We start from the raw sequence: 13,990 nt of genomic DNA on the forward strand, positions 1-13,990 counted from the left end.
AGCATCTAAGAATGTTACGATTATCGAAACATATCGCTCATTTATTCTTGTTATCACTACTATTTATAGGTAGTGCTATTGCTGCGCAGCCGCTTTGGCAAGTTATGCCAGAGACTATTAATAAAAGCGTCAGTGATCCGCGAGAATATAAAGCAATCAAACTCAACAACGATATGACGGTTTTACTGGTTTCAGACCCTAAAGCGACTAAATCGTTAGCGGCAGTTTCATTACCCGTCGGGAGTATTGAAAACCCGAACAGTCAGTTAGGGCTCGCTCACTACTTAGAACACATGGTGTTAATGGGCTCTAAAAAATACCCTGAGCCAAGTAGCTTCTCTGAGTTTTTACAAAAACACGGCGGAAGCCATAATGCTAGCACTGCACCACATCGTACCGCCTACTATTTTGAAGTTGAAAATGGAGCTCTTGAGGCTGCTACGGATAGACTAGCGGATGCACTCGCTGAGCCGTTACTTGACCCCGTGAATGCAGATAAAGAACGTAATGCTGTCAATGCTGAACTCACCATGGCTCGTGCGCGTGATGGTATGCGTATTTGGCAAATTCGTTCCGAAACGCTAAATCCTGCCCATCCAAACTCTCGCTTTGCAGGTGGAAATCTGGAAACGTTGAAGGACAAGCCCAATAGCAAGCTCCAAGATGAGTTAGTGAGTTTCTACAAACGTTATTACTCAGCAAACTTGATGAATGGCGTGTTGTATGGCGACCAATCTATTGAACAATTAGCGAAAATTGCCAATGAAACCTTTGGCCGTATTCCTAATTTTAATGCTTCAGTACCAGAGGTTACGATCCCCGCAGTGACGGATAAAGAAAAGGGGATTGTGATCCACTATGTTCCCTCTCAGCCACAAAAAGCATTGCAAATCGAATTTAGTATCAAAAACAATATGGCCGATTTTCGTAGCAAGAGTGATGAATACATCGGCTACTTAATTGGAAATCGTAGTCCGGGAACGTTATCTGATTGGCTTATTTCCCAAGGATTAGCAGAAGGTATCAGCGCATCTGCCTCGCCAAATGCAGATCGTAATTATGGTTCATTCTCTATCTATGTCACATTAACGGATAAAGGGTTAGCGGAACGAGATCAAGTTATCGCGGCTATTTTTGCTTATATTGATTTGATTAAAAACCAAGGGGTTAACCAAGATTATTTTGATGAAATAGCGAAAGTGCTTAATTTATCATTTCGTTATGGCTCTATTGTCAGAGACATGAACTATATCGAATGGCTTTCTGACCAAATGATCACTATGCCTGTTAATCACGTTCTAGATTCTGATTATGTTGCAGACAAATATAATCCTACGGCGATAAAACAGAGACTTTCTGAACTGACTGCGCAAAATGCACGTATTTGGTTTATTAGCCCGAACGAACCGAGTAATAAAAAAGCTTACTTTGTCGATGCGCCTTATCAAGTTGATAAAATCAGTGAAAAGCAGTTCACAGAATGGGCTGGTTTAGAGTCAAAAATGACTTTTAAATTACCAAAATTAAACCCTTATATTCCCGATAACTTATCCCTGATTAAAACGGATAAAGCGTATAAACATCCTGAAATGGTTTATCAGGAAGGGAATATACGTGTGCTGTATATGCCAAGTCAGTATTTTGCTGATGAGCCGAAGGCAAGTATTACGTTAGACCTGCGTTATAACGATCAAGATGAAACAGCAAAATCTCAAGTGGTAGGTTCTTTACTGCAATATATTTCATCGTTAAAAATGGATGAATTACAGTATCAAGCCTCCGTTGCTGGGATGTCGGTCTCTGTCTCTCAAGGGGTTGGATTACAGTTAAATGCGAGCGGCTATACTCAGCATTTATCGGAGCTGTTTTTATCCATGACCAAGGTGTATTTAAGTTTTGAGCCAACAGAAAGAGAGTTGATTCAGGCAAAATCTTGGTACAAAGAACAAATCGAAGTGGCAAACAATGCGAAAGCATACGAGCTAGCCATGCAGCCATTGCAGCGCCTTAACAGTGTTCCGTATTTTGAACAGGAGCAACGGTTAGCTGCTTTAGACACGATCACTTTGAAAGATATTACGGACTACCGTAATTCCGTCGTTGAAGGTGCCGCCTTACAAGCATTAGTTGTGGGTAACATTACTCAGCAGCAAAGTGTTCAAACTATCCAAGATGTCAGTAAGCTGTTAAAGAGCAAAGGTAAAAATTGGTGGAGTGGTGACATCGTTGTGGTGAATAAAACCTATCTAGCCGATTTCCATAAGCAAGGTAATAGCAGCGATAACGCATTGGCCGAGTTATTTATTCCTGATGGTTATGACCGTATCGATGGTGCGGTTCTGTCTGGTATTTTATCTAAAATTGTTCAGCCATGGTTTTACGACCAATTACGGACCAATGAGCAACTAGGTTATGCCGTATTTGCTTTCAAGGTGGGGCTTGGTGATCAGTGGGGTATTGGCTTCTTGCTGCAAAGTAATGCCAAAACACCAGATTATCTCAATACTCGCTATCAAGATTTCTATAAAGTCACTTTGGATAAGCTGAAAAAATTACCTTCTGCTGAATTTGAACAATATAAACAATCGATTATTACGGAAATGAAACAGCCGCCACAAACATTCTATGAAGAGGTTGGGCGCTATGGTTCCGATTTTTCTCGTAATATTTTCAGTTTTGACTCCCGAGATAAAGTGTTATCGAGATTAGAGACTGCCACTCAAGCTGAAGTGATTGCATATTATGAAAATGCGGTTTTAAAACACCAAGGTTTAGCGATGGCATCTCAAGTTATTGGTCAGGGTGTTGATGAGACATCAGGGTATGCAAAACTGAAAAACTGGGTATTGTACCCACAAGCTTCAGATCTTCAGAAAATGTTACCTATCAAGGAAAATGTTGAGTGAATAAGGTGCAGATGAGTTCCCAATTGTTAGATGCCTATAAACTCCCGTTACGTGGACAGCGGTTAATTGAGGCATCGGCTGGTACAGGTAAAACCTATACGATAGGGATCCTCTATCTGCGTCTATTATTAGGTTTAGGGAATGAAAATGCATTCCCTCGACCTTTAAGTGTTGAAGAGATTCTGGTTGTGACCTTTACTGAGGCGGCGACCAATGAATTACGCGGGCGTATTCGTGAGCGCATCCATAAGATGCGTTTGGCGTGTTTACGTAATGGCTTGGGATTCGAATCGGAACCAGAATATCTCACACTATTAACGGAGTTACCGAGTGAAGAGCAACGCGCTTTTGCGGCGAATTGGCTATTAGCCGCTGAGCGCCAAATGGATGAAGCCGCTATTTACACCATTCATGGTTTTTGCCAACGAATGTTAGCGCACAATGCGTTTGAATCAGGCATTTTGTTTGAACAAACCATGATCCAAGATGAGTTTCCTATCCAGAAACAAGCATGTGCGGATTTTTGGCGTCGTCATTTTTATCCTCTGGATTATTCGATGACCAAAGTGGTTCATGCCGAGTGGAATGGACCTGAAGCACTTTTGAACGAGATTAAGCCGTTCTTGCAAGGGGATATTCCCGTTATTATCAATCAGCCGGAATTACCTGAAACTCTTGAAGAACGTCATCAACGTTTGATTGGTTTAATTCAGAATTTAAAAGATTTATGGACAAAAAATTCTGCTGATTTTGAAAAGCTAATTTCTGATTCTGATGTAGACAAACGCAGCTACAGCATACGTTATTTACCTACATGGTTAGAAAAAATAACCGAATGGGCAGAGCAAAGCACTGATGATTATCAGCTGCCAAAAGATATCTTAGAGCGTTTTGCGCAATCTCGATTAGATGAAAAATCCAAAAGCGGTTCAGGGCCTTCTCATGTAGTCTTTAGGTTAGTTGATGAGTTGCTTGCCCAAGCGCTGACGATTAAAGATTTGATTATTCCTCAAGCGATTAGTGAAGTACGCCAGACTATTGCTCATGAGAAGCAAACACGCGGTGAGTTAGGTTTTGATGATCTACTGACTCGTCTAGATAGAGCGCTGCATCAAGATGGCGGGGCATTACTTGCCGAAGCAATTGCTAGGCGTTTCCCAGTTGCGATGATTGATGAGTTTCAAGATACTGACCCGCAGCAATATCGTATTTTTCAGCGTATTTATCGGGAAACTGACGATACAGCATTGCTGTTCATCGGAGACCCGAAACAAGCCATTTACGCATTCCGTGGTGCGGATATCTTCACGTATATTGCGGCGAAAAAGCAAGTTAGTGCTCACTATACGTTGGAAACAAACTATCGCTCATCCCAGCGTATGGTTGAAGCTGTAAATCAGGTTTTCCATCATGCTGAAAACCCATTTATTTTTGAACAAATTCCATTTCAAAGCGTTAATTTTGCAGCTCATAATAGCCACAAAAAACTGATCCATGATGGGAAAGAAGTGAAAGCGCTTACTTTCTGGCAGCAGCAAGCTGAGGCTGTTTCCGTTTCTGAATATGAACAAGCCCTAGCACAGCAATGTGCGGCGCAAATAGGACAATATCTTGCTGGTGGTCTGCAAGGTACGACCTACTTTGAAAACAAGCAGCAGCAAACGCCTGTAGAGGCCTCGGACATCACCGTATTAGTTCGGAGTCGTCGTGAGGCGATATTGATCCGTGATGCACTAAATCAACTTAATATCCCATCGGTGTTCCAATCAAATCGAGAAAGTGTATTCGCGACTCAAGAAGCTAAAGAAATTCTCTGGCTATTATTGGCCGTATTAACACCAGAAAAAGAACGGGTATTGCGCAGTGCCTTAGCGACGGGATTATTGGGTTTAACGGCAGAAGATATTGATAGCCTAAATTACGATGAAAAAGCCTGGGAAAATGTCGTTGATGAGTTTGCTCACTATGCTGTAATTTGGCGTAAACGCGGTGTTCTTCCCATGTTACGTGGGATTATGTCTCAAAGACATATTGCTGAAACCTTGCTATCGGGTTCTGAAGGTGAACGCCGTTTGATGGATCTCATGCATATTGGGGAATTACTGCAAGAGATGTCTCTCCAGCTTGAAGGTGAGCACACACTAACCCGTTGGTTAGCGCAGCAGATTGCCCATCCTGACCATCAATCAGATGCACAACAAATGCGTCTTGAAAGTGATAGGCATTTAGTACAAATCAGCACCATTCATAAATCCAAGGGGTTGGAATATAAAATTGTTTGGTTACCGTTTGCCAGTAACTTCCTACCTCAATCAAAAGGTCTGTTTCACGACCGTGATGATTACATAGCGAAACTCGATCTTGATGATACAGAAGAGTATGTCGAATTAGCGGACGAAGAGCGCTTAGCCGAGGATTTACGTTTATTGTATGTGGCACTCACTCGCGCTATTTATCACTGTAGTGTCGGAGTCGCGCCGCTTATCAAAGGTAACCGTAAAAAAGCAGGTAATACAGATTTGCACCTATCCGCGCTGGGATATTTGCTGCAAAAAGGGCAAGAAGGTGACAGTGTTTTGCTCAGCAGCATGCTCGATGCACTCAGTAATGATGTGATTGATGTGCAACTGATAAACTCCCCTGAAATGGTAAGGCTGAATTTAACCAAAGAGACCAGCGATGAGTTATCTGCGAGAGTGGTTTCTCGACACTTTGATGATAGCTGGCGTGTAACAAGCTATTCGGGTTTGAGTTATAGCGCATCCCATGGAGAAGAAGAGCAAGCTTTATCGGCTGAGCAATTTGCTAACTCATTAGCCCCTAAGATGGATATTGAAGTTAGTCATGATGTCGAGGCACAAGAAATACAAGAAAATCAACTGACCCCCCACCAGTTTCCTAAAGGTGCTGCACCCGGTACATTTTTACATAGCTTAATGGAAGAAATTGATTTTTCAGGTGACATTTCTTCCGAATGGCTAGAAGAAAAACTGCAAGTAGCAGGCTTTGATACTCAATGGGTTCCTATGTTACAAGGCTGGTTGAATGCCATTTTGAATGTACCGTTAGCCGATGATGGGCTCTGTTTGTCGGCTATTTCAGCTCAAGATAGATTGGATGAAATGCAGTTCTATTTACCGATTGATAGCTTGCTCAGTGCAAAAGATGTTGATCGCGTTACTCACAAGTATGATCCTCTGTCAAAACATTGTCCTCCGCTTAATTTTGAGCAGGTACAAGGTATTTTAAAAGGCTTTATAGACTTAACCTTCTGTTGGAAAGGGCGGTTTTATTTATTGGATTATAAGTCTAACTATTTAGGCGAAGATGCCTCTTATTACACTCAAGAGGCGATGGCTGAAGCAATGATTGACCATCGATATGATCTGCAATATCAGCTCTATTCGCTGGCATTACACCGTTTTTTACAACAGAGGATGCCAAATTACGATTATGAAACTCATTTTGGTGGCGTTTATTATCTTTTTTTACGGGGTACGGAACGCATAGGTTCTCAAAATGGTGTCTTTTTCTATCGACCAACAATTGAATTTATCAGTGAGTTTGATGCGCTATTTCATGATGCTCAATCTAAGGAGCCACAATGATGAAAGCGTTGTTTAATCAAGCTATTGAAGTGCGTATATTCACACCTCTTGATGTGCAATTCGCTTATAACGTTGCAAATGAAGATAACCCGATTTTATTGTTAGTGGCTGCGCTGCTTAGTGCAGAAACTATGTCTGGGCATGTCTGTCTAGCGCTGGATGATATTCGTCCTGACGTGTTATTTATGGGGAGAAACCCTGAATTTACAACTCAATTGTGGCACATGATTGGGGAACCAAATCAAGCCACTATCAGAGCGGCGTTATTATCGAGCGAATCCGTGAGTGAAGTCGGGGAAGAGTCTGTTGCTCCATTACTGCTATCAGGCGATTTTCTTTATTTCCAGCGTATGTGGCAATACGAGCAGTGCGTAGCTCACTTCTTTTCAGAGACTGAATTAGCTAATGTTAGTAATGATAATATTGTTAATAATGCTAAAGTTCAGCCAATTTTAACGGCGCTATTCCCTGAATCAACGCAGATAGATTGGCAGAAAATTGCCGCCGCCGTTGCGTTAACGAGTCGAGTTTCAGTCATTTCAGGGGGGCCAGGAACAGGTAAAACAACAACGGTAGCGAAAATTTTAGCGGCGCTGATTAAGTTAGGCCATCAGCAGCAACATCGCTTACGTATTGAATTAGCCGCTCCAACAGGTAAAGCAGCCGCCCGTTTAACCGAGTCATTAGGGTATGCGATGAAACAGCTACCGTTAAATGACGATGAGCGTGAATTACTCCCCTCTCAAGCCAAAACATTACATCGACTATTGGGTGCTCAACCTGAAAGCCAGCAGTTTCGTTATCATCGAGATAACCCGCTTGCACTTGATATCTTAATTGTTGATGAAGCTTCAATGGTGGATTTGCCGATGATGGGCAAGCTTATTGAAGCACTGCCTGACTCTGCCAAACTGATATTTTTAGGCGATAAAGATCAGCTCGCTTCTGTTGAAGCGGGGGCTGTTTTAGGGGATATCTGCCGTTTCGCGAATAAAGGCTATAGTCCTGAACGAGCAGCTCAGCTGGAGCGATTGGCTGGATGCTCATTAAGTGAATTCACCTCAAATAAAGGGCCTGCTATCCGTGATAGCTTATGTCTATTAAGACACAGTTATCGTTTCTCTGCCGATTCAGGAATTGGTCAGCTAGCTTTCGCCGTCAATACCGGAAATGTGAAGCGGGTGGATGATATTCTTGCTCAGAATTTCACGGATATTCATAACTATATCCCTAGTGCCATGCCAGATAATGAAAGCGATGCCGAAGCCAAAATGAGCGAAAGTTACGCCAATATGTTACTAGATGCGGTCGGGTTTTATCAGCACTATTTATTAGCCGTTAAAGCGAGGGAAAAACCTGCTGATGTCTTACATAAATTTAATCAATACCGTCTACTTGCCGCATTAAGGGAAGGTGCTTACGGGGTTTCAGGTCTAAATGACAAACTTGAAAAATTACTTCATCGCCAAGGGTTAATTACAAAACCATATAACTTGAAGCATAAGCACTATGTTGGAAGACCGATTATGATCAGCCGCAATGATAGTGCACTAGGTCTCTTTAATGGTGATATTGGTATTATCCTGTTAGATGAAGAGCGCCAGATGAGAGCCTACTTCCAATTTCCTGATGGCACTATTCGTGGGATCCAACCAAATCGACTGCCAGCACATGAAACGGCTTACGTGATGACAGTACATAAATCTCAAGGTTCAGAGTTTGCTCATACCGCCTTGGTTTTACCTTATGTATATTCGCCGGTGATTACCCGAGAGCTCGTCTATACCGCGATGACACGAGCTAAGAACGAACTTTCATTGTATGGCAGTAAAAAAGTGTTACGTCGTGCGATAGAAACCCCCACTAAACGCCGTAGTGGCTTAGCGCTACAGTTTGAGCAGTTAAATTAATTCCCAGACATTTAAGGTACCAATATGGAAAATCAGCAACAAATGACCGCCGTGACAGTAACATTGAATGCCAAAATTGATCCTGCTCGCCGTGCAGATTTGGAAGATGCATTTGATCAAGCCATGGAGAAATTAGGCAAAGAGGGGCAAATCCAAGTCAGTGGTGGTGGCACCCAATTAGGTGAAAATGGCGAAGTTGCTGAGTGTGATATTGAATTGGCACTAAGTGATGCAAGTGATGAAAACATCAGCCTGATTATTCAAATGTTTTCGGCGATGTTAGCCCCTAAAGGCTCTCGCTTAACTATTCATGGTGAAGACGTTCAAATCGACTTTGGTGCGGATGAAGGGCTGGCGATTTATTTCAATGGCACAGATTTAGCTGATGAAGTCTATGAAAATAATGATATTAACGATCTTTTTGATCAGCTTGATGAAGCGGTCGAAGATATCGGTGGGATCCATGGTGTTTGGGATGGTCCAACAGAAACCGCATTCTATTTTTACGGTACCTCTTTTGCTGAAATGGAAGCGATTTTACGTCCACTGTTAGAGCAAAATCCACTGTGCGAAAAATGCCGAGTCGTGCAAATCGCTTAACTTAATATTAGGTCACATTAAAGAAAAACCCAGAGTATTACTTGAATATCTGGGTTTATGGACGCGAGTTAGAGATTATGGCGAACTACTCTGTTTGCCAACTTTCTGTAAGATTTCAAGCGGCTTGGCTTTTAATATCCAGCATTAAAATTTTTGATTTACGCTGATAGTTATAAAGTGCCTGCTTTTTGACTGGAAGCATCTCAATTTCTGCAGGAATAAAACCACGTTCTTGGAACCAATGAATGCTCCGAGTGGTTAAGACAAACAGTTTATCCAGCTCTAGTTGCTTAGCTTGCGTCATAACGCGTTGTAGCAGTTCTTCGCCCCGAGATGAGCTACGATAATCAGGGTGTACTGCCACGCAAGCCATCTCCCCAAGTTTTTCTTCGGGATATGGGTAAAGTGCAGCGCAGGCGATCACCAAATTATCGCGCTCAATAATCGTGAACTTATCGATTTCCATTTCGAGTTGTTCCCGTGAGCGTCTAACCAGAATACCTTGCTGCTCAAGAGGTCTGATTAGCTCTAAAATTCCACCAATATCATTGATATTCGCACGGCGAGTCTTTTCTGAGCTTTCCATGACTATCTGCGTACCGATACCATCACGGGAGAAGAGTTCTTGGATCAACGAACCATTTTCTTGATAGCTAAGTAGGTGGCTACGGCGTACACCTCGGCGGCAGGCAGAAGCTGCGCCACGCAAGAAGCGAACTGTTCCAGAGTAATAATCTCCTTCAGATTCTAATTCTTGTATCCGTGTTTCTGCCTCATTTGGGAATAGCTCAGACAGAATATTACCGTCCTTATCAGCCACCCCTTGAGATGAGCAGAAACCAATCAGTTTTTCGGCTTTGATTTTAACGGCAAGCTGAGTTGCAATCTCTTCCGAGGTGAGGTTAAAGCTTTCACCGGTTACAGAAACTGCCACAGGACCAATTAACACGATAGATCCATTATCGAGTTGAGCATTGATAGCATCTTCGTTGATGCGACGGATACGACCGCTATGGCAATAATCAATTCCATCATCGACACCTAAAGGCTGTGCAATCACAAAATTACCACTCACAACGTTAATGTGTGCTCCTTGTAATGGCGTATTGCCTAAACTCATTGATAAACGAGCCGTAATATCAAGCTGCAATGCTCCAGAAGCTTGCTTAACATATTCAAGGGTATTCGCATCAGTGACACGGGTATGTTTATGATAAATGGCGTCATAATTATGCTCAGCAAGGATGTCTTCGATTTGAGGTCGAGCGCCATAAACAACGACAATACGAATGCCAAGGCTATGAAGTAGCCCTATGTCATTGACAATGCTAGGAAAATTTTCATGCGCAATTGCTTCACCGCCAAGCATGATGATAAATGTCTTGCCACGGTGGGCATTTATATAAGGTACCGAATGGCGAAATTCATCAACCAACTCGGTGCTGCGCTCTTTCATAATCACCCTCTTAACTGAATTTTTATTCGCAATAACTGTATTTTTATTCTTTTTGGCGGGAAATATCAAGTAAAAGTTAGGACAATAAAAGTAACAAATTTATTTTTAAGGTTTACATATCTCTAAATATAAATGGATATAATCACAACAATGCAATCTGCATATCAGATTATTGCCAATAAATGTTATTCGGCAATTGAGCATCATTAACTATTTAAATTACGCAAGTATGGCGTTTATATTGCATTGAATAGATGCGTGCTGGGATATAAATAGAATAGATTGGTAATGACAAAGGATGAAGAACTAGATAGAGTGCGAATTAGTCGCTAATATATTATCTCTTGTCTTAGATATTATTAAACTTTTCAGGATATAGATTCGGAATTATTGATGAGTCATCAAGATCACAGCCCATCAAAACGTCGCCTATTGCAAGGTGCGGCGGCAGTTATGCTATTAAGTGTCAGCCCATTCGGTTTTGCTGCCAGTAGTAGCGTTGTTGCTGTTCGTATTTGGCCAGCCTCGAGTTATACCCGTATTACTCTAGAATCCAGCATTCCTTTAAAGTATCGCCAGTTTGTTTTAAACAATCCTGAGCGTATTGTTGTTGATTTAGAGGGCGTTCAATTAAATAACGTTCTTAAGAATATGGGAAGCCAAATTCAGTCTCGAGACCCTTACTTAAAATTAGTGAGAGTCGGGCAGTTTGATCCTAAAACGGTACGTTTGGTTTTTGAAGTTAAAAACAAAGTATCTCCTCGATTCTTTACCCTACCGCCAGTCGCTGAATTTAAACACCGTTTAGTTATGGATTTCTATCCGGGTAAAGGCGTTGAAACCAACGATGACCCATTATTGGCGCTCCTTGAAGATTACAACAAAGGTGATTTAGAAGAGAGCATGCCAGTACAGGCGAAAAAACCAGGGAAAGCGGGTACCGATAGGCCGATTGTTATTATGATTGACCCAGGGCACGGTGGGGAAGACCCCGGTGCGATTGGTAAGTATAAGACCCGTGAAAAAGATGTGGTTTTACAAATCGCCCGTCGCTTGAAAACGCTGATTGATAAAGATCCGAAAATGCGGGCATATATGACGCGTAATGAGGATGTCTTTATTCCATTAAAAGTCCGCGTGGCGAAAGCGAGAAAAATGCAGGCTGATTTGTTTGTTTCTATTCATGCGGATGCCTTTACCAACCGTTCAGCGAATGGTTCATCGGTCTTCGCACTCTCCACGAAAGGGGCAACCAGTAACACGGCGCGTTACCTCGCTCAAACGCAGAACGAAGCTGACTTAATTGGTGGGGTGAGTAAAAGCGGCGATGCGTATCTCGACCATACCATGTTAGATCTGGTGCAAACTGCAACGATCAATGACAGCTTAAAGTTTGGGGATGAAGTTTTAAAACGTATGGGGCGCGTTAACCGGCTACACAAAAACAAAGTGGACCAAGCTGGCTTCGCGGTATTAAAAGCCCCCGAAATTCCATCTATTTTGGTGGAAACAGCCTTTATCAGTAACTTAGAAGAAGAGCGTAAACTCAAAACCGCTAAGTTCCAACAGCAAATGGCTGAGTCGATTTTTGAAGGGATCAAAGCTTATTTCCGTAATGGGGGCGAGTTAGCTATCCGTAATTAATCGTGATATTTTTGGTGTCGAAGAAGGTGGCAAACAGTAATGTGAGTCGCCTTTTTTATTGGCTGAAAACAAGAAATTAAGTGATTAAAAATCTGTTTGGGTTTTGATATGACTAAGAAAGACAAAGAAAAGAATAAATAAGAAGAGAAAAAAGAATTGGTTGCGGGGGCTGGATTTGAACCAACGACCTTCGGGTTATGAGCCCGACGAGCTACCAAGCTGCTCCACCCCGCGACTGAAGAGGTTAAATATATCAGGAATTGGTTGCGGGAGCTGGATTTGAACCAACGACCTTCGGGTTATGAGCCCGACGAGCTACCATGCTGCTCCATCCCGCGCCTGAATATTTCACTACTTTGGGATACTACTTTGATTTTACTGCTGAACTTACTTTGACTGAATCAAGTTTGACTAAATCAAGAAATTGGTTGCGGGGGCTGGATTTGAACCAACGACCTTCGGGTTATGAGCCCGACGAGCTACCATGCTGCTCCACCCCGCGTCCGATAGCGGGCACTATACTCGGGATGAGATCTGATGCAAGTTTTTTCGTGTTTTTTTTTCATTTTTCATCAAGTGGCGTTTAAAAATCGCACAAAATGTAGTTTTTTTGTTCTTTAAAGGTTTCTAACCCAAAAATAACCCCACTAAATATTTATACCCGTTTCATTCTCAATTTGGGTTTGCTATTGTGCGCTTCATATTGGATATGTGTTAGGTGGTATAAAGATGAATTCATGGCAGAAAGGGTTAATCGCGGGCGTCTTCTTTTCTTTATTGGCAGGGTGTCAATCTCATCCAACAGATAAAGGGCAACAATATAAAGACGGTAAATTGCACAGTGACTTGCAACAAGTTAATCAAGTTAACGTGCAAGGACGACCAATAAATGCGCCGGATTTTAATCGCCAAGTGACGGAAATTCAAAATGCATCACCACGCTTATTCAACAACAATAATGAAACTTACCACGCAATAGAAAACTGGTTAATGGCAGGGGGCGATCCTGCTCAATTATCGCGTTTCAATTTGTCGGCTTTCCAAATGGAAGGGATGGACAATTACGGAAACGTCCAATTCACGGGGTACTACACGCCTGTGATTGAGGCTCGACGCTCGCCGCAAGGTAATTACCGCCATCCATTGTATGGTATGCCGTCAAAAAGCAAGGGGCGCTTACCTAGCCGTGCACAAATATATAATGGCGCGCTCAGTAACAATCTGATCCTGGCTTACAGCGATTCTCCTGTCGACAATTTTATGATGGAAGTGCAAGGCAGTGGTTACGTGGACTTTGGCGATGGTAGCCCACTGAATTTCTTCGCTTATGCAGGCAAAAATGGTCATGCATATAAAAGTATTGGTAAGGTGCTGGTTGATAGAGGCGAAGTGCCTTTAGAGAAAATGTCCCTACAGGCTATTCACGACTGGACAAACACGCACAGTGAACAAGAAGTGCGTGAATTACTTGAAAGTAATCCATCGTTTGTTTTCTTTAAACCGCAATCTTTCGTCCCTGTAAGAGGTGCAAGTGCAGTGCCATTAGTGGCAAAAGCATCAGTAGCATCGGATAAAACCTTGATCCCACCGGGAACCGCATTGCTAGCCGAAGTTCCTGTGTTAGATGGAAATGGGAAATTTACGGGTAGATACGAAATGCGTATGATGGTAGCCCTCGATGTGGGCGGCGCAATTAAAGGGCACCATTTCGATATTTATCATGGAACAGGGCACGATGCAGGGAAAATGGCCGGTTTTTATAACCACTATGGTCGAGTGTGGGTTCTGAAAAAAAGCCAACCTGTTTTTAGTGCGATGTAGCCCCTATTTACTGTTTATTAAGTTTTCGTTTTAACTAAGGTTGTT

Annotated in this window: 7 protein-coding genes and 3 tRNA genes; 6 read left to right on the plus strand and 4 right to left on the minus strand. The window is 42.3% G+C overall.

Features of this window, described 5'->3' with window-relative positions; translation table 11 throughout:
- Positions 1–11: 11 nt before the first annotated feature.
- The 4 genes from ptrA to GKR61_RS10505 are packed head-to-tail and all read left to right on the plus strand — an operon-like array spanning position 12 to position 9,024.
- Entirely contained in the window at positions 12–2,906 is a 2,895-nt protein-coding gene (ptrA, locus tag GKR61_RS10490; RefSeq protein ID WP_154599802.1) for a pitrilysin, read from the plus strand.
- Positions 2,903–6,514, plus strand: coding sequence for an exodeoxyribonuclease V subunit beta (gene recB, locus GKR61_RS10495; RefSeq protein WP_272537338.1), 3,612 nt, complete (start codon positions 2,903–2,905; stop codon positions 6,512–6,514). The genes ptrA and recB overlap by 4 nt, the downstream gene beginning before the upstream one ends.
- Positions 6,514–8,424, plus strand: a complete 1,911-nt coding sequence (gene recD, locus GKR61_RS10500; protein ID WP_154599823.1) for an exodeoxyribonuclease V subunit alpha — start codon at positions 6,514–6,516, stop codon at positions 8,422–8,424. The genes recB and recD overlap by 1 nt, the downstream gene beginning before the upstream one ends.
- 24 nt (positions 8,425–8,448) lie before the next feature.
- On the plus strand, positions 8,449–9,024 hold the full coding sequence (locus GKR61_RS10505; RefSeq protein WP_036956323.1) for a hypothetical protein: 576 nt from the start codon (positions 8,449–8,451) through the stop codon (positions 9,022–9,024).
- A gap of 115 nt (positions 9,025–9,139) precedes the next feature.
- Here the strand turns inward: GKR61_RS10505 and argA are convergent, their stop codons facing one another.
- Positions 9,140–10,480, minus strand: coding sequence for an amino-acid N-acetyltransferase (gene argA, locus GKR61_RS10510; protein WP_036956324.1), 1,341 nt, complete (start codon positions 10,478–10,480; stop codon positions 9,140–9,142).
- 393 nt (positions 10,481–10,873) lie between these two features.
- Here argA and amiC point away from each other — a divergent pair, with 393 nt between their 5' ends.
- On the plus strand, positions 10,874–12,124 hold the full coding sequence (gene amiC / locus GKR61_RS10515; RefSeq protein WP_036956325.1) for an N-acetylmuramoyl-L-alanine amidase AmiC: 1,251 nt from the start codon (positions 10,874–10,876) through the stop codon (positions 12,122–12,124).
- Between the two features lie 157 nt (positions 12,125–12,281).
- Here the strand turns inward: amiC and GKR61_RS10520 are convergent.
- The 3 genes from GKR61_RS10520 to GKR61_RS10530 form a co-directional block, all read right to left on the minus strand.
- Positions 12,282–12,358, minus strand: a tRNA-Met gene (locus tag GKR61_RS10520).
- A gap of 27 nt (positions 12,359–12,385) precedes the next feature.
- Positions 12,386–12,462 (minus strand) — tRNA-Met (locus tag GKR61_RS10525).
- 87 nt (positions 12,463–12,549) lie between these two features.
- Positions 12,550–12,626, minus strand: a tRNA-Met gene (locus GKR61_RS10530).
- Positions 12,627–12,853: 227 nt separating this feature from the next.
- Between GKR61_RS10530 and mltA the strand changes: the two genes are divergently transcribed.
- A complete protein-coding gene (mltA, locus tag GKR61_RS10535; RefSeq protein ID WP_036956326.1) occupies positions 12,854–13,945 on the plus strand; it encodes a murein transglycosylase A in 1,092 nt (363 codons plus the stop codon).
- Positions 13,946–13,990: the final 45 nt, after the last annotated feature.

Origin of the sequence: Providencia sp. wls1916 (genome assembly GCF_009706585.1) — a bacterium.
Taxonomy (GTDB): domain Bacteria; phylum Pseudomonadota; class Gammaproteobacteria; order Enterobacterales; family Enterobacteriaceae; genus Providencia; species Providencia lanzhouensis.